Source organism: Dethiosulfatibacter aminovorans DSM 17477 (assembly GCF_900142005.1).
Lineage (GTDB): Bacteria > Bacillota > Clostridia > Tissierellales > Dethiosulfatibacteraceae > Dethiosulfatibacter > Dethiosulfatibacter aminovorans.
Genome location: NZ_FQZL01000006.1, coordinates 256,565 through 274,959 on the forward strand (window position 1 = coordinate 256,565; position 18,395 = coordinate 274,959).

Consider the following 18,395-nt stretch of genomic DNA (forward strand, 5'->3'; position numbering starts at 1 on the left):
AATGTATTTTTATTCCTTTTCGAATTTTATCTTTTCATCAGACTTTATGAAACTTGGAATATCTAAATCCCAAGAAGTTTTCAATTTTGGAGACGAAGGATCGTCTTCTTTCTTTTCACCGTCTTTGTTTTCATCCGGTTTCTTTTCGGGCTCAGCCTTTATTTCCTGCTTTTCCAATCTTTGCTCGGAAAATCCCGTTGCAATTACAGTTACCTTAATGGAATCCCCAAGGCTTTCTTCAATATTTGCACCGAAAATTATATTTGCTTCCGGATCTGCTGATTCAGTTATAAGCCTTGCCGCATCATTGATTTCATGCAAAGCCATGTCCACGCCACCGGTAATATTTATAAGCACTCCTCTTGCTCCATTTATCGAAGTTTCCAAGAGGGGACTCTTAATAGCCTGCTTGGCTGCAGTCATCGCCCTGCTTTCACCTGTAGCGTATCCAATCCCCATGTGAGCAAGTCCCTGATTAGCCATAATTGTCTTCACATCGGCAAAGTCAAGGTTTATAACTGCGGGAATTGCTATAAGATCAGAAATGCCCTGTATACCTTGTTTCAATACATCATCAGCTATATCGAATGCTTCAAGAAGAGTTGCCTTCTTGTCAGTGATTTCAAGCAATTTGTCATTTGGTATTACAATTATTGTATCTACCGATTCACTAAGCTTCTCTATACCCTGTCTTGCATTGTCCATTCTTTTCTTGCCTTCAAACATGAAAGGCTTCGTTACAACTGCAACCGTAAGAATATCTTTTTCCCTGGACAATTCTGCAATATATGGCGCTGCGCCGGTACCTGTTCCACCACCCATTCCTGCAGTTATGAATACCAGGTCTGTTTCTTCAAGTACATCCTGAAGTTCAGCTTTGCTTTCCTCGGCAGCCTTAAATCCAATATTTGGATTAGAACCTGCTCCCAATCCATTTGTCAACTTCTCACCAATCTGTATCTTGTTGTCGGACTTTGAACTAAGCAAAGCCTGTTTATCTGTATTTACTGCTATAAAGTTAATACCTTTTACATCAGCATCTATCATTCTATTAACAGCGTTATTACCGCCACCACCTACTCCTACAACCTTTATTTTCGCCAAGCTGACAGGATCAACATCAAATTCAAACATAATATACCTCCCCGATTATGCTATTTAAAGTATAGCATAAAAATAGTCAAATTCAATTTATTTTATCATATTTAATAATCTTTCTAACAATAATATTAAAACTGTTGAATATTCTCAGACCGAATACAAGCATTACTACCAGATATAATGAAATACCAAGGTTTTCACCGATAAAAGCAAGGAAACAGGCAAATATTATTTCACATAGAACCAGTAGTATTTCCTTGAAGATATCCAAATCCTTTGAGGAATCCCTGATAATCCTCAAAAGGCTTTCCAGTAAAATCAAAATAGTAAGTGTAATATACAAGGTGAACGTCGCACTGTATGTCAGAGTGAGCGCAAGCCCCAGCAAAAATCCTATAATAATTCCTATACCTGCAATCAACATGATATCACCACCATCCTTAATTTTCTATATAGTCAAACTCAATTTTTTCCGTATATTTTGGTATAAGAATAAAATTGCTTTTCATTGTTTCAATACCTATTCCATAAACTGTTTTTAAATTGTATGCATAAGTATTTGGAGCATTTATAGCAGCAGACAACTCATCCTTGTTGCCTATGGCCTTAATAATGAACGGGGCTGCAATACCTTCTCCGTTAACCCTTATTAAAGGACCTATACATACAACTTCAGTATTGGAAAGTATTCTTTTCCCGTTTATTGAAACAGCTTCTGCTCCAGCGTTGATCAAATCGTTGATTATTATGGTTACATCCATATCATGGATGAGATCATAATTAATATTCCCATGGCTTTCTTCCATATTGTCCGAAAGCTTGACCATGATTCCCTCGCCTCTCAGATTTGTATATCCTGCTATTGCTTTCATTTTATCAATTTCATCATTCAGATAAACAGAAATATCTTCTCCATTGCTTTCAAGCATCTCATACTCTGCAAGTTCATTTCTGCTTCTTTCTATAATATTTTTAATATCTTCAATGTCCTGATTTATGATTTCCACTTCAGTTGACAAACCGGCAACAGTATTTATATTGATGAAAACAAAATCCTTTGATTCATTAACTATTTGAGTACCCAACAGCAAACCAATTGTCAGAGACAATATCAATACTGCTAATCCTTTCTTCATAGTGCCACCATCATTATTCATATGACTGAGCATATTTGAAATCAATAGTTTTCAATTGCCTTTGAATCTCAATTTCATCTTCTACTTCAATATCTATTTTGAAATTCAAATTCCTCATTTCCCAAACAACGCCACCCTTGAAATTCAATACAGATTCAAGAGTCTGCTTGTTGCCTATTGCCTTTATTTCAAGAGGCGGTATGACAGACATCCCGTTTATATTCAAATGAGTTCCAACCGGCACTATCTCTGTATAGTTTGTATGCCTTTGACCGTTTATGGAAATTGCTTCAGCACCGGCAGCATTAAGATTGCTCAGTACAAGAAGAATATACTCGTAATTGTATATAAGATTTGAATTGAACTCACCAAACTGATCTTCAATATCAGGGTTATCGAGGGTAATTACGACCCCGGGACCTGATACATCGGTATAGCCCGACATTATTTTGAATTTATCCAGCTCCTCTGTGAGATTCTTGACATAGATACTTTCCTCTGCTGCAGCACTCTCGTATTCCTTAAGTCTGCTTTCTATCTCGTTCAAATCCGCCACAAGCTGTTCCTTTTCTTCCTCGGCATTTTTCAATTCACTTTTTAATTCATTCACCTTTTGAGAAATCTCAGTTTCGCCTGAAGTGTTTTTTACAACCTGATACTGAAATGCAAGTATAAACCCCAGGACCAGACTAACGATTAAAATCAATAATTTATTCTTCAAAACGGTCCTCCGAATCTTCAGAACTTATATAAACAGGATTTTCTCCCTTGGTATAATCAATCAAGCCATCGATATCCTGGTTTTTATCTGTTCTTTCATCTATAATATTTTTACTGAAAACAAGTTGATATTTCATGTCTTTATCCTGATCAAGCTTAACAAGGGTCCCGCCGTCCAAAAGTACATAAACATCATCCCCTGATATCTTCAGTTTGTTAACATAAACCATCTCGTTTAAACTAATATAATACATTAAATCTACAATTAAATCAAAGGAAATATTATTTTCTTCGAATAAAACTGCTCTACCCATTTCACATTCATAAATATTGTCAGTTTCAACTACCATAGATTCCTCATTGATTTCATCGACTGCTTCAAGGGGAATCCCTTCAAAATCCAACAATATTATTTCATTTGAAGTCTTTAGGGATATTTCTGCGGTTCTTTCAACGACAGAAACAGCCATACCATCGGGATACTTTTTTTTGATTACTGTTTCCTTTATATAGGGTATCTGATTAATATTATCAACAATACCTTTTTTGTTGATGAAAAGCAGATTCTCCCCCTTTCTCAATCCGGAATCGCTGATTATTTCATCTGGTGACAATTCATGATTACCCTCTACAAGTATCTCTTCAAGGGAGAAGAAGTCTGTATAATAAACAGTATAATATATTCCAGCCAAAGCCAAAAACACAGTCATTGAAACCAACAGTTTCCTGATTTTCTTTCTTCTTCTTATCTTTCTTTTTTCTTCTCTTTTTCTTCTTAAAGCTTCCCTTGATACTTCAAATTCACTCATATTTAATTTCTAATACCTTCCCAATAGCATCATTTATCTTTTTACTATAGTCTGAATTAGAAAGTTTCAAGCTTTCAGACCGCATTTTTTCATATACATCTTTTTTTTCAATCAACTCATTTATTATATCATAAAGTTTTTCGCCTGTAACCTCATCCTCAGTAAGAACATATGCAGCGCCTGATTTTTCAACACTTCTGGCATTTTTTTCCTGGTGGTTCTCTGCAGTATATGCTTTTGGAATCAAGACCGAAGGAAGACCCAGTGATGTTATTTCTGCAATTGTAATGGCTCCGGAACTGCCAAGTACCAAGTCGCAGGCATTCAACGCCTTTGGTGCCTCAAACATATAATCCTGTACAGCCACATTATCAGGCAATACTGTTCCCTTATCTTCCAGCTCCTTTAAAAATCTTTCATGAAGCCTCTTTCCTGTAACGTGCAAAAGCTGTATCCTTTCATCGCCTCCAATAAGATCTATCAGTTCCATGACGGCATTGTTCAGACTCAACTGGCCGCCACTTCCTCCAAAGGAATATATGAAAAATCTATCACCCTCTATATCCATTTCCTTTCTTGATTCTTCCCTGTCAAAATCAAACAAATCCTTTCTAACGGGATTTCCCACAAGGACCCTTTCTTTGGATTTGGCAAAATATTTCCCGGATTCTTCAAAACTCAACATTACAACATCTGATATTCTTCCAAGAAGCTTGTTGGTTATCCCCGGATATACGTTCTGTTCATGTATCATTGTTCTGATCTTACACAGTCTTGCCCCAAGAACTACAGGCCCCGATACAAATCCTCCCGTTCCAATGACTATATCCGGCTTTTCCTTTTTCATCAGGGCCATGGATTGAATCAAGCCTGCAATATTGTTGAAAAGTGTTTTAATGTTGGATGGAGAATAAAGCTTTCTATTAATATACCCAGTACTAACTGACTTAAACCTTATGTTTCTTTTTGGAACCAGTTCGCTCTCCATACTATTCTTTGAACCAATGTATAGTATTTCAGCATCACCGTCATATTCCCTTATTATATCTATAATGGCCAGCGCTGGAGAAATATGCCCTCCAGTACCTCCACCGCTAAGTATGTACTTCATAAACACCTCTGACTTATATTGAATTTTTTGAAATGTTAAGCAATATTCCCATTGCAGCCATGAATATCATCAACGATGTCCCTCCAGCGCTAATAAAAGGCAGCGCTATTCCCGTCGGAGGCATGGAAGAAGTGACAACTGCAATATGAACAAGAGCCTGTATCCCAATTAATGCAGTTATTCCCACTGCCAGAAAAGAACCAAAAAGATCATTTGCATTTATTGCAATTCTGAAACCTCTCCAAATAATCACTATGTAAAAAAGAATGACTATGAAACATCCAATGAATCCCAATTCCTCTCCAATTATCGAAAAGATGAAATCATTGTAGCTTTCCGGAATATAAAAAAACTTTTGCCTGCTCTTGCCAAGCCCCAGCCCAAACAATCCTCCTGTACCAAGAGCATATATTGACTGGACAACCTGCCATCCAATTGAAAGCTTATATTCAAAAGGATCAAGAAAACTTATCAGCCTAAGTTTTCTGAAAGGTTCGTTTACTATAAAGTAAGCAATTCCCGAAGCTCCAATCATAATGGTAAGGAATACATGCAAAATGTTTGCACCGGCACAGAGATACATTACTCCCAGTGTAAGCGCCAGAACAAAACTTGTACTCAAATCATTCTGGATTACAATTATTCCTGCAAACATACCTATCATTGCCAAAACAGGAATATATCCTCTGCCGAATTTCTTTATGAAATCATTGTTCTTTTCAAGAAAATATGCCATATACACTATTGCTGTCACTTTTATGATATCGGAAGGCTGGATACTTAATGCACCAATACTCACCCATCGCTGTGCTCCGTTTGCAGTAGTTCCTGCTGCAGTAAACAGTGAAAATCCAGCTAATAATATTACTCCAAGAAATATCTTGTTCAACTTCCTGTATATCCTGTAGTCGATAAAAGATGTAACAATCATTGCTACAAAACCCAAAACACCTGCTATTATCTGCTTTTTAAGAAAAAAGAATCCATTTCCCTGAAAATTGTAGTATCCATCAGGATAACTGGAACTGTACACCATAACAAATCCGAAAAGTACTATTATTAGAGTCGTTAAAAACAACAGCCAGTCAATTGTCTTTCTATTCTCCATTTTTATCCACCAAATCAAATACTATACTCTTGAATTCTCTTCCCCTGACCATGTAATTATCGTACATGTCCCAGCTTGCACAAGCTGGTGACAAAAGAACTATTTCCCCGTGAGCTGCTTTATTATATGAACTCATTACACATTCTTTCAATGTATCGTAGATTTCATAGTCAAGAAATCCATTTTCTTTCATTGTCTCTGCTATCTTATGCTTGGTTTCACCAAAAATACTTGCAGTTTTCACATTGCCTTTCAAATTCTCCACTAGAAGCTTGAATTCCTCACCTTTGTCCATTCCTCCAAGTATTATGTGGACCGGTGATTCAAAGCTGTTTATAGCCTTGATTGAAGCATCTGTGTTTGTACCCTTTGAATCATTATAGAAACTTATCCCTTCTACATCTGCTACATATTCAAGTCTATGCTCTACTCCTCTAAATGATTCAAGCACCGTTCTAATAGATTCGATATCAGCTCCTGCCAGCCTGGATGCCAGGATCGCAGCAAGACAATTTTCTAAATTATGTAAACCAGGTATGAATATTTGATCTGTATCGCAGACATATTCAGGCTCAACGATATTTAGCACAATCCTCCCTTGGTTTACATAAATACCTTCAACCTCTTCGTCTGTTGTAGTAAAATACAGTTTTTTACACTTCACATCCTCAACTCCACTTTTCGATATCTCGTTATCATAGTTGATTATGCAATAGTCATCTTCGGTTTGATTTGCCGTTATTTTAAGTTTTGCTTCAATATAGTTTTCATATGTTTTATGCCATGATATATGGTCGGGACTTATATTTGTAATAACAGAAATATTAGGTCTGAATTCGACAACTCCGTCAAGCTGAAATGAGCTTAGTTCGACTACTCCTATGTCCTCACTGCCCATATCCTTGAAATCCCACATTATTCCGGATCCGATGTTGCCGGTGACAACAGCGTTTCCCTTCCACTGATTTATCATTTCGCCTATAATGGTCGTAGTGGTAGTCTTGCCGTTTGTCCCGGTAATTCCTATAATAAAGCTGCCATCACAATTTCTGTAGGCATACTCCACATCGTTTATTATTTCAACATTGCTGTTTCTGGCAGCATCAAGCACAGGGTCATCATTTGGTATTCCCGGGCTCTTTATAACCACAGCATATTGACTCATGTCAAGACTGTCATCTGTACTGTAAATTTTCATATCGGACATTCCAATATCAACAAGAATTGGCTTAAGCTCCTCCCTTGTTTTCCTATCAACTATATCTGCCTTGATACCATCGGCCTTCAACCTTTTTAAGGCTGATATACCAGAGATCCCCAATCCATATATCAATATTTTTCCTTTAGTCATCTGCATCCCCTTATATGAATACTACTGCAACGGCAAACAGTCCCGATACTGCTGCAGCCAAATAGAATCTTGTTACAACCTTGGTTTCCTTCCATCCCTTCTCTTCATAATGATGGTGAAGGGGGCTCATCAGAAACACTCTCTTTCCTCTTGTCTTGAATGAAACAACCTGTATGACAACCGAAAGTGTTTCAGCAAGGAATACTGCTCCAAGTATTGGAAACACGATCATGGCACCGGATAAAACCATTAAGGCTGAAACTGCACCTCCAAGAGCCAGCGATCCCACATCGCCCATAAATACCTTTGCAGGATACTTGTTGTAAATTAAAAATCCAATACATCCCCCTGCAACTGCTGATGCAAAGGATACAAGTGTTGCAACACTCTGCAGCCTGCTTCCAATCACAAAAGAAATCAATACGAAAAATACCATAAATATCAATGTTACACCGGAGGCAAGGCCGTCCAAACCATCAGTGAGATTCACACTGTTTACAATACCAAGTACAACAATCATGGCGAAAGGTATATAAAAGATTCCCATGTTCAAATATTTTTCAACCAAAGGAATGTATATGCCCCCTCCCATATCAGTAAACACATACTGATAAACAACCAGAACAAGCGCAAACAAGAGCTGTCCTGATAGCTTTTGCCAGGCTCTCAGTCCTAGATTTCTTTTTTTCACAACCTTTATGTAGTCATCAATAAAACCCACTGCGCCAAAGCCTGCTATTACAGTCATGGTAATAGCTGATACAATGTTCTTTTCAATAAATGCCAGATATGCCACAAATACCGCAGCCATTATTGCGACGCCGCCCATGGTAGGTGTCCCTGTTTTAACCTTGTGGGATTCAGGTCCTTCCTCCCTTACTGTCTGTCCGAATTTCAATTTTTTTAAATACGGTATCATCAAAGGCACCAAAACCGCAGTCACTATAAAGGCTGCTGCAAATGCAAAAATAGTACTATTTGTCATTGCTTGTCTCCTTCATTTGTTTTTCTGCGGATTCAATGGATTTCATCGCCAGCTCCCTTTCAAAGTGCGGCACCTTCCTATCTTCAACAACCTGGTATGGTTCCGTTGATTTTCCTGCAAGAAGAATTACATCGTCCTTTTCATGATTTTTGATAAGATAGTCTATCGCTTCTCCCCTGTCTTCAATTATCATGTAATTGTTGTGGTATTCCTTCACTCCACCTGCTATTTCATTGCATATGTCGATGATATTTTCATATCTCGGATTGTCGGCAGTAATCATTACGAAGTCACAATACCTTCCGGCAACCTTTCCCATCAAGGCTCTTCTCGCTATGTCCCTTCCTCCTCCAGCTCCAAACATAACCACCTTGCGACCTGTTGCAAACTGGTCTATTGTCTCCATAACCTTTTCAAGACCATCGGGTGTATGGGCAAAATCCAGTATTATGGTGCAGTCAAGTTTTGTAGGCAGGAATTCAAATCTTCCAACAACTCCTGATGAGAGATCATAAGCCTTTATTATATCCTCAATGTCAATTCCATATTCGAGAGCCGCTATCAGGGCTCCTGTATAATTGTATACATTAAACATTCCAGGAGTATTGATTTTCACTTCATGATCTTCTCCGTTAAATGAAATCAAAAATCTGGATTCGTCCTTGTTGATTCTGCAATTGCTGATCCTGTAATGGCAATCCTCTTGCATTGAAAATCCCCTGACATTGATTCCTTCTTCTCTAAGCTCCCTGTAGAGCCTCATTCCGTATTCATCGTCCATGTTTACTATTGACAGTTCGCAATTATAGAAGAATTTTTTCTTTGCCTGATAATAGTTCTCCATATTCTTATGGAATACAAGATGGTCTTTTGTCAGATTTGTAAAGATACCGCTCTTGAACTTAAGGTTTTTCACCCTGTATAATTCTGTGGAATGTGACGAAACCTCCATAAAGCAGTTTTCAATTCCTTCATCCTTCATCCTGTTCATAAGATTGTGCAAATCCGGGGACTCGGGGGTAGTATTGTTGAGTTTAACCTTTTTTTCTCCAATTACGGCTCCCATGGTTCCAATTATCCCCGACATAATCCCCTGGTGGTCAAATATTTTCTTCAATATGTATGTAGTACTGGTTTTTCCGTTTGTTCCCGTTACGCCTATTAAGTTCAAGCCTTCATCGGGTCTTTGCATCAGATATGAAATATCCGACATGGCCTTTCTTGTATCACCAACCCTTATAAAGGTACATTCGTCGATTTCCTCGGGCATATCCTGGCACAACACAACCCTGCATCCATTGCTGCATGCATCCTTTATATACTCGTGCCCATCCCTCTCAAAACCCTTTATAGCTGCAAAAACGGTGTTCGGGTCAGCTTTTCTTGAATCATAGGTGATATCTGTTATGTCAACATTTTCATCGCCTTTAAAATCACAATATTCAATATTATTAAGTATTCCTTTAACACGCATACTAAACCTCTCATTGTCTAATCTTACAATATAATAATACTATTACAGCATAAAATCAACTTTAATTAATACCTCCCAGCTGAAATACTCAGGAACATATGTCCTGAGCACCATAGCACTAATTAAGCATAATCGTTATAACCGAACCTCTCATAACCTCCGTGCCTTCCTTGGGATACTGTTCCTTGACAACCATCTCTTCATCAACATTGATGGTTACATTATGCTCAAGTCCCAGTTTTTCAAGGAGACCGCTGGCATCCTTGATGTTCATTCCCGTAACATTAGGAACAATCACATAGGAATTCTCAATTTTAACCTTTTCCTCGTCGGTATATACCGGAGGAACATCCATATAATTCAATACCTCTTCCAAAACATCGCCAATTACCGGCGCGGCAATTGTAGAACCGTAATACGAATCTTTCGGCTCATCAATAATCATGAGTGCCACAACCTCCGGATCATAGGTGGGAGCGGCCGCTATGAAAGATGTAATATACATGTCTTCCGAATATTTGCCGCCAATAACCTTCTGGGCAGTTCCTGTTTTGCCTCCTACGCTGTATCCAGGTATATATGCATTTCTGCCGGAACCTTCGCTTACCACTGATTCCATTGCATAGAGCATATCATTGCAGGTCTCTTCAGAAAAAACCCTTCTGACAATCTCCACTTCATTTTCCTTGACTATGTTGCCATCATTGTCCACCAACTGCTTCACTATTCTTGGCTTTACCAGATAGCCGTCATTGCAAAGCGAACAAAGTGCAGTGACAAGTTGAATAGGCGTAACTGAAATTCCCTGACCAAATGACTGGGTAACAGTATTGACATCCTTCATGTTTGCAGGTTCGTTTACGAGACCGTAAGCCTCTCCGTTCAGCTCTATGTTTGTCTTTTCACCAAAGCCAAGTGCATCTATATAATGCCTGAACCTTTCCTTTCCTATTGCAAGCCCCATGTCAGCCAATGCATCGTTGCAGGAGTTTTGCAGAGTCTCTGCAAAAGTCTGCTCGCCATGGGGATTGTAATATCTCCAGCATTTTATCGTTGTTGCACTTTCAATCCCCGTCACATATCCGTCGCAGTAATATTTAGTATCCAGACTGGCCTTGTTTTCTTCAAGCGCTATGGCCCCGGTCAAAAGCTTGAAGGTTGACCCGGGTTCGTATATGTCATTGACTGACGGATTCCTCCAGAGGTCGTACCATTTTTCTGTCAATTCATTGTCGTTCAGCCCCTCCCAGAGTTTTTCCATAGTCTCGTCATAAGGCTCTCTTGGATTGTTGGGGTCATATGACGGTTTGCTTGCCATTGCAAGTACGTCTCCTGTTTCAGGGTCCATAATCAGCATAGTGGCACTTTTTGCCCTGTTGTCATAATAGGCCTTTTCAACTGCATTTTCAGCATAATGCTGTATTACCTCATCAATAGTGAGCACAACGTTAAGTCCGTCTACAGGCTCAAAATATTCCTCAAATCCGTCATAGGGAAGCTCAACGCCATTACTGTCCGTATTGACAATTCTTCTTCCCGGCTCGCCCATGAGATATTCATTATAGGTCTTTTCTATGCCGTAGAGTCCCACCTGGTCAATATTTGTAAAACCCAGAATATATGAGGCGAAATTTCCATAGGGATAAACCCTCTTTGTATCTTCAATAATCTTAATTCCAACAATATCCATCTCTTCGAGCTTGTCCGCCTGTTCAATTGTAATCCACCTTTTAATGGTTACATATTCGGAATCCTTTGTAATCAGGCTGTATACCTCGTCTTTTTCCATTTCAAGCACTTCAGAGAGCTTCACGGCAATCTCATTGTATTCATTCTCTATCTCAGCCTGAACAGCTTCTTTATCTATGGCGTCATCTTCCACCGTTTCTTCTTCCGCCTTGAATATGTTCAGTATTTTATACATTACACCCTTGTCTTCTACAATTTCCACAGGCACTTCCTGATTACTCTTGTTAATGGACTTTGTTATATCTCTCGGGAAGCAAACCACTGTGTCTGACTTGACACTGACAGCAAGCCTTTTGCCCTTCTTGTCATAAATAGTACCCCTGCTGGCATTGATTGAAATATCCCTAGACCATTGTTCAAATGCTTCTTTTTTATAAACATCTCCATCAATGAGCTGGAACTGACCCAATCTCACAATTAAAGCCACCATAAACGCAAAAAAAAGAAACATTAGAAAAATGATTCTCTTTTTTATATGTAAATTCGGTTTTGACATTTAAATACCCTCATCAGCAAACAACAAAAAAGTTTTTTCAATGATTCTATCCAGGGAAGCGCTGTCGTTATAAAAACTGTCATATGCAAACTCTCCGTCAACTGCATCGCTGTATTTAACAGCGATAAAATTGTTCTGACTGCTGTTTGCATAATCCATACCCAGATAATTCATTGCATTTTTTTCGATAATGTTTGAATTTTTTATACTTTCCAACGATATAAGTATATCTTCTTTTTGCTTAACAAGCAATTCAATTTCCTTGTTTAAATTGTTAATTTCCATTTTACTTTGAGTGATTGCAGCATAATTGAATATGATTCCCAGTGAAAGTATGAATAAAACCGCAGCAAACAGAAAATAATTAAACTGAATTAAATTGCCGTTACTGCTCTTCTGCTTTTTTTTCTTGGATTTAATAAGTGCATCTTCCTTAATCCTGTAATACCTTTCTACATCCTGATAATCTATATTGTTTTTGCCTGTTATAGTACTCATAATATCACCTCAACGTTTTTCAGCTATTCTCAATTTTGCACTTCTGGACCTTGGATTGTATTCAAGTTCTTCCTCCGTAGGTATTATGGGCTTCCGTGTTATTATTTTTATTTCCTTCTTTTTATCACAAGTGCAGACCGGCTGGCTTTCAGGACAAATACAGTCCTTTTCAAGATACTTGAACTTGTTTTTTACTATTCTGTCTTCAAGGGAGTGGAAAGTAATTATACAAAGCCTTCCTTTCTTTCCCATATTGTCAACCAAAGACTGTATTGTCTCCTCGATTATTTCCAGTTCCCTGTTGACTTCTATCCGTATGGCCTGGAACGTACGTTTGGCCGGATGCGGTCCGTCTTTTCTGGCTCCTTTGGGAACCGCCTTCTTTATTATAGATACAAGCTGCCCTGTAGTTTCGATAAAGGCTTCTTTTCTCTCTTCAACTATGAACTTTGCTATTCTGGCAGCCCAGTTTTCTTCTCCGTATTCAGATATTATCCTTTTAAGCTCTTCCTCAGTATATCCATTCACTATGTGTCTGGCTGTGACCTTCTGTCCTGAATCCATCCTCATGTCCAGTGGCGCATCATTCATATAGCTGAATCCTCTTTCCGGATTATCAAGCTGATAAGATGATACTCCAAGGTCTATCAGTGCCCCGTCAATCTTTTCAACGTTTAGTCTCTTCAATATATTTCCGATATTCTTAAAATTGTCATAAACTGTTACTACATTATCAAGGTCATGATACTTCGTTTTGAAATTATTAATAGCTTCAATATCCTGGTCTATTGCTATAACTTTGCCCTTTGGGCACTTTGCGGCAATTGCAGATGTATGTCCGCCCCCACCAAGGGTACAATCTACATATATGCCATCTTCTTTGATTTTGAGTCCCTCTATGCATTCGTCAAACAATACCGGTTTATGCGAAAATTCCATGTAGCCCTCCTATATATTAAGTCCAAGTTCGGTCATTTTTTCAGCCATATCTTCAAAATCCATATTTTCATCATCGGAGTATTTATCCCAATCTTCTCTGTTCCATATTTCTATGCGATTCAAGACCCCTATGACTACGGCTTCATCCTTAAGTCTGCAGTAATCTCTTAAATTAGGAGGCAAAAGTATTCTACCCTGCTTGTCCATACTGCATTCAATAAAACCGGACAGCAGCTTTCTTGTGAATTTCCTCTGTTCATTGCTCAACACTGACAGCTTTTTAAGTTCTTCAAGGAAAACTTCCCATTCAGAATTGGGGTATACAAAAAGACAATTGTCAAAACCCTTGCCTAAAAAGAAACTTTCGCCCAATTCTCCCCTGAATTTGGCAGGTATAATAATTCTGCCCTTACTGTCAAAAGTATGAAAGTATTCACCGGTAAACACTTTTCTCACCACCTCATGGGTATATTATACCACATCGTGGGTTTTTTATACCACTTTTTTGCAAAAAATCAAAAAAAAATGGAAAAGAATGAAAAAAAGAACTTTTCACTTAAATGAAAAGTTCTTTCTAATCTTGTATGATTATTTTTTTTGTTTTTTTCTCAAGAATATAAATACTATGATTCCCAATAGAACAAGTGATGCACTGAGGAGCTGCGCAACTCTGAAGCTTCCAAAATACAAGCTGTCGATTCTCAACCCTTCAATGAAAAACCGTCCTACGGAATAGAGTATCACATAAAGGGCAAACACTTCACCGTCATTTTTCCTTCTGTTCTTCCTGTACCATACGAGAAATATGAAAACCAGTATGTTCCACAGGGATTCATAAAGAAAAGTGGGATGAACAATTTTTCCTGCCACTTCTATTCCCCAAGGCAGATCCGTCTCGACTCCATAGGCTTCCTGGTTGATGAAATTCCCCCATCTGCCTACAGCCTGTGCCAGAACGATACTGGGAGCCGTAATATCCGCTATCTGCCAGAATTTCACCTTTCTCACCTTGCAGAATATTCCACCTACAAGAACTGCTGCTATCAATCCGCCGTGTATAGCAAGGCCACCACCTCTTATGTTTATCATTTCCAAAAGATTTCCCTTGTAATAGTCAAAATTGAATATTACATAATAAAGCCTTGCTCCTATAATGGCACTTGGTATGGCAAATATCAGAAGGTCTATGAGGTCTTCCTCTCTGAAACCTATCCTTCTACTTTCCCTCATAGCCAACAGCGTTCCAATCAAAACCCCCAATGCTATAAGTATTCCATACCACATTATTTCTATACCGAATAATTCAAAAGCTACCGGATTTATTTGAATCACCTCCAACAATAGTCTATTATATATATTTTTGCAGTTACAGTCAAACAAAATAGGCAATGTAATTTCAAACAACACAATGAAATCACTCAAAGGAAAGAGGGCGTCTCCGCCCCCTTCATTTTTTTATCTTAGTTTTGCATCAAACTTATCTTCAACATTCTTTATAATATTCTCAAATATCTTCTGAACCTCTTCATCCTGAAGAGTTCTTTCAGGCGATCTGAATACAAGGGAGAACGCAAGACTCTTGTGTCCGTCCTCTATTCCCATTCCCTTGTATATGTCAAAGAAGTCTACTGATTCAAGGTACTCGTATCCCCTTGTCTCAATGTCTGAAATAATGTCACCTACATTTACTTCATCCTTGGCGACTACAGCCATATCCCTTGTAATAGAAGGATATTTTGGTATTTCCTTGTATTTCCTCTCTTCCTTGCTAAGCTCCAATATCTTTTCAAGGTTGATTTCAGCCGCATATACTCTTTCCTTTATATTGAAATTCTTTGCAGCTATAGGATGGATTTCTCCTACAACGCCAATATATACGCCTTCTGCAAATACTGCTGCAGTTCTTCCAGGATGGAATGCAGGGTTGTTTTCAAGCACCCTGTACTCTGCCTTTATCTGGAATTTATTGAATATATTCTCAAGAACCCCCTTGATTGTATAGAAATCCGCATCTCCAAACATACCTAACGACAATGTGCTTATTTCATCCGGAAGGTCCTTGATTGGAAATTCATTTGACTTGAACACATTTCCGATTTCATAAATTCTTCCCTTTTTAGTGCCATAATTGATGTTTTTTCCTATTACTTCAACCAGGTTGGGCAAAAGAGTTGTTCTCATTGAACTGAAGTCTTCTCCCAGGGGATTAAGTATCTTGATGTATTCTCTGAGTGCACTGTCTTCGTTAAAGTTCATCTTGTCGTATTTTTTCGGACTTATAAACGAATATGTTGTTGTTTCACAAAACTCCGACTCTGTAAGATAATTTTTTATTCGTGCCTCTACCTTCCTTAAATCGGATATGCTTCCCTTCAAAATATTTCCCTTCAACGGCTTCGGTTCGATTCTTTCCATACCAAAGATTCTTCCAACCTCTTCAATGAGGTCGGCTTCCTGCTGAATGTCAGGTCTGAAATGAGGAACCTTTGAAACAATCTTCTGGCCGTCATATATGCTTTCGATCTCAAGAGAATTTAGGATTTTCACCATTTCATCAGTGTCTATATGAACTCCCAAAAGCTCAGTACATCTGTATGGCCTCAATTCAACAGTAGCATCTTCAAATTCGTTTCTGCCTGCATCTATGGCTCCCTCAACAATAGTACCTGCTCCAATCATCTCGATAATTTGGCAAACCCTTTCATTTGCATAAGATACATTTTGCGGAGAAAGAGGCTTTTCATTTCTCGAAGAAGCTTCAGATCTCAGTCCCAGACTTTTTGAAGTAAGTCTTGTGGAAGTGGGATTGAAATTGGCGCATTCCATAATGATCAGTTTTGTATCATCAGTGATTTCCGAATCATATCCTCCCATAACACCCGCTATACACTGGGCATCATTTTCATCGGCAATTACGCACATATCGCTTGTAAGCTCTCTTGTCTCCTTGTCAAGAGTCATGAGTTTCTCACCTTTTCCCGCTCTTCTTACAACGACCTTTCTTCCAGCCATCTTTTCAAGGTCGAAGGCATGAAGGGGCTGCCCCATTTCAAGCATTACATAGTTTGTAGCGTCTACTATATTGCTAATAGGCCTCATTCCAGCATCCATTATTTTCCTTTGCAGCCACAATGGAGAAGGGCCTATCTTCACATCCTTTATAACCTTCGCATAATATCTTGTACACAGTTCAGGAGACTCTATCCTTATTTCATTTATATAATCATTAATGTTGCCTACAGGATTATTTATTTTTATTTCAGGCAGAGTAAGCTTTCTATCCATTGCTGCAGCAGCTTCTCTGGCTATTCCAATAACACTGAGACAGTCCGGCCTGTTGAAGGTGATTTCGATATCAAGCAAATACCCTTCCATTTCAAGAGCTTTTTTCGCTTCAATTCCGAGTTCCATTTCATCCGGAAAAATCAGTATTCCATCCTTTGACTCCTTTGGAATCAATTTATCTTCAATCCCAAGCTCCTCATAGGAACACATCATTCCTTCCGACAAGACACCTCTCAGCTTGGAATTCTTGATCTTTGTCCCATCTGCGAGAACCGAACCATGGAGTGCTACAGGTACTATGTCATAAAGCTTTATATTTTTTGCTCCGGTAATAATCTGAACAACCTTGTTTCCTATGTCAACCTTTGTTACCAAAAGTCTGTCTGCTTCAGGATGATTTTCAATCTCAACTATCCTTCCCGTCACAACATTGTTTATGTCCTTGTCCAAATTAACAACTGCATCCACGTGGGAGCCTGTCATTGTGAGTCTATCCGCTATTGTTCTTATTTCAAGTCCATCTATATCAACATATTCCTTTAACCAATTTACAGGTACTAACATTTAATTTCCTCCTAAAACTGTTTTAAAAATCTAAGATCGTTATCGAACAAAAGTCTTATATCATGGATGCCATGCTTAACCATTGTTATTCTGTCTATTCCCATTCCAAATGCATATCCGCTGTAAACCTCGGGATCGATTCCACAGTTTCTCAATACATTCGGGTGAACCATTCCGCATCCTAATAGTTCCATGCTCCATCCCGTATGATGGCAAGCTTCACAACCCTCTCCCATGCACTTCAGGCAGGATACGTCAACCTCGGCACTTGGCTCGGTAAAAGGAAAGTTGTGAGGCCTGAATCTCGTCTTCATATCTTCTCCGAATAGAGCCTTAACAAACTTGTCTATTGAATCCTTAAGGTTTGCAAGGGTAACCCCCTTGTCAACCACCAGGCACTCCATCTGATGAAACATAGGAGAATGAGTATCATCAACATCATCAAACCTGAATGTTCTTCCGGCAGATACCATCCTGATAGGAGGCTTTTGAGTCTTCATGGTCCTTATTTGAACAGGCGAGGTTTGAGTCCTTAAAATAAGGTCATCTGAAAAGTAGAATGTATCCGACTTGTCTCTCGACGGATGGTCAACAGGAGCATTCAGCGCATCAAAATTGTTCTCGACAGTATCAATCTCAGGTCCGTCAATCACATCAAAACCCATGCTGAGGAATAAGTTCTCCAATTGCTCCTTTACCTGCATCAACGGATGTCTGTGCCCTGATGCTGTGTAGTTGCCGGGGATTGTCACATCTATCTTCTCTTCCTTAAGTTTCTTCAGCTGCTCTTCCTCGTTGATTTTCTTTTTTGCATCTTCAAGGGCATTCTGAATGTTTTCTCTTATTTCATTGGCCATTTTGCCAATTACAGGTCTTTCTTCATTTGACAGGCCTCCCATGGCCTTGAGTATATTTTTAAGTTCCCCCTTTTTACCAAGAACTCCAACTCTAATATCTTCAAGCTCCTGAATGCTTTTTGTCTTTGGAATCTTTTCCAAAATTTCACTTTCGATTTTCTTTAATTGTTCTTTCATTTTTACTCCTTTCAAAAATAAATAATATTCTCCGA

At 38.6% G+C, this 18,395-nt stretch carries 17 protein-coding genes; all 17 read right to left on the reverse strand.

Going from position 1 to position 18,395, the window contains the following annotated elements:
- Positions 1–9 precede the first annotated feature (9 nt).
- Entirely contained in the window at positions 10–1,134 is a 1,125-nt protein-coding gene (gene ftsZ, locus BUB05_RS04730) for a cell division protein FtsZ (protein ID WP_073047945.1), read from the reverse strand.
- Positions 1,135–1,186: 52 nt separating this feature from the next.
- The gene (locus tag BUB05_RS04735) at positions 1,187–1,525 is read right to left on the reverse strand and encodes a DUF1290 domain-containing protein (RefSeq protein ID WP_094762710.1); all 339 of its coding nucleotides are present in this window, start codon (positions 1,523–1,525) and stop codon (positions 1,187–1,189) included.
- Between the two features lie 16 nt (positions 1,526–1,541).
- The gene (locus BUB05_RS04740; RefSeq protein WP_073047948.1) at positions 1,542–2,237 is read right to left on the reverse strand and encodes a DUF881 domain-containing protein; all 696 of its coding nucleotides are present in this window, start codon (positions 2,235–2,237) and stop codon (positions 1,542–1,544) included.
- A 13-nt stretch (positions 2,238–2,250) separates the two neighbouring features.
- Positions 2,251–2,958 (reverse strand): DUF881 domain-containing protein, encoded by a 708-nt coding sequence (locus tag BUB05_RS04745; RefSeq protein WP_094762712.1) that lies wholly within the window; start codon positions 2,956–2,958, stop codon positions 2,251–2,253.
- The gene (locus BUB05_RS04750; protein WP_073047954.1) at positions 2,948–3,766 is read right to left on the reverse strand and encodes a cell division protein FtsQ/DivIB; all 819 of its coding nucleotides are present in this window, start codon (positions 3,764–3,766) and stop codon (positions 2,948–2,950) included. The genes BUB05_RS04745 and BUB05_RS04750 overlap by 11 nt, the downstream gene beginning before the upstream one ends.
- Positions 3,759–4,877 carry an undecaprenyldiphospho-muramoylpentapeptide beta-N-acetylglucosaminyltransferase gene (gene murG, locus BUB05_RS04755; protein WP_073047957.1) on the reverse strand — a complete coding sequence of 373 codons (1,119 nt, stop codon included), beginning with the start codon at positions 4,875–4,877 and terminating at the stop codon, positions 3,759–3,761. The genes BUB05_RS04750 and murG overlap by 8 nt, the downstream gene beginning before the upstream one ends.
- Before the next feature lie 13 nt (positions 4,878–4,890).
- Positions 4,891–5,985, reverse strand: coding sequence for a putative lipid II flippase FtsW (gene ftsW / locus BUB05_RS04760; RefSeq protein WP_073047959.1), 1,095 nt, complete (start codon positions 5,983–5,985; stop codon positions 4,891–4,893).
- The gene (gene murD, locus BUB05_RS04765; RefSeq protein WP_175548503.1) at positions 5,975–7,336 is read right to left on the reverse strand and encodes a UDP-N-acetylmuramoyl-L-alanine--D-glutamate ligase; all 1,362 of its coding nucleotides are present in this window, start codon (positions 7,334–7,336) and stop codon (positions 5,975–5,977) included. Before murD ends, ftsW begins: the two co-directional genes overlap by 11 nt.
- Positions 7,337–7,346: 10 nt before the next feature.
- Entirely contained in the window at positions 7,347–8,321 is a 975-nt protein-coding gene (gene mraY / locus BUB05_RS04770; RefSeq protein ID WP_073047965.1) for a phospho-N-acetylmuramoyl-pentapeptide-transferase, read from the reverse strand.
- Positions 8,311–9,795, reverse strand: a complete 1,485-nt coding sequence (locus BUB05_RS04775) for a UDP-N-acetylmuramoyl-L-alanyl-D-glutamate--2,6-diaminopimelate ligase (protein ID WP_073047969.1) — start codon at positions 9,793–9,795, stop codon at positions 8,311–8,313. The genes mraY and BUB05_RS04775 overlap by 11 nt, the downstream gene beginning before the upstream one ends.
- A gap of 118 nt (positions 9,796–9,913) precedes the next feature.
- Positions 9,914–11,959 carry a penicillin-binding transpeptidase domain-containing protein gene (locus BUB05_RS04780; protein WP_175548504.1) on the reverse strand — a complete coding sequence of 682 codons (2,046 nt, stop codon included), beginning with the start codon at positions 11,957–11,959 and terminating at the stop codon, positions 9,914–9,916.
- Positions 11,960–12,040: 81 nt separating this feature from the next.
- A complete protein-coding gene (locus BUB05_RS04785) occupies positions 12,041–12,538 on the reverse strand; it encodes an FtsB/FtsL family cell division protein (protein WP_073047974.1) in 498 nt (165 codons plus the stop codon).
- Positions 12,539–12,547: 9 nt separating this feature from the next.
- On the reverse strand, positions 12,548–13,477 hold the full coding sequence (rsmH, locus tag BUB05_RS04790; RefSeq protein WP_073047976.1) for a 16S rRNA (cytosine(1402)-N(4))-methyltransferase RsmH: 930 nt from the start codon (positions 13,475–13,477) through the stop codon (positions 12,548–12,550).
- A 9-nt stretch (positions 13,478–13,486) separates the two neighbouring features.
- Positions 13,487–13,924, reverse strand: a complete 438-nt coding sequence (gene mraZ / locus BUB05_RS04795; RefSeq protein WP_073047979.1) for a division/cell wall cluster transcriptional repressor MraZ — start codon at positions 13,922–13,924, stop codon at positions 13,487–13,489.
- A 141-nt stretch (positions 13,925–14,065) separates the two neighbouring features.
- Positions 14,066–14,899: a prolipoprotein diacylglyceryl transferase gene (gene lgt, locus BUB05_RS04800; protein ID WP_342747081.1), complete on the reverse strand. Its 834-nt coding sequence runs from the start codon at positions 14,897–14,899 to the stop codon at positions 14,066–14,068.
- Between the two features lie 33 nt (positions 14,900–14,932).
- Positions 14,933–17,326, reverse strand: coding sequence for a phenylalanine--tRNA ligase subunit beta (pheT, locus tag BUB05_RS04805; protein ID WP_073047982.1), 2,394 nt, complete (start codon positions 17,324–17,326; stop codon positions 14,933–14,935).
- 11 nt (positions 17,327–17,337) lie between these two features.
- A complete protein-coding gene (gene pheS / locus BUB05_RS04810; protein ID WP_073047985.1) occupies positions 17,338–18,360 on the reverse strand; it encodes a phenylalanine--tRNA ligase subunit alpha in 1,023 nt (340 codons plus the stop codon).
- Positions 18,361–18,395: the final 35 nt, after the last annotated feature.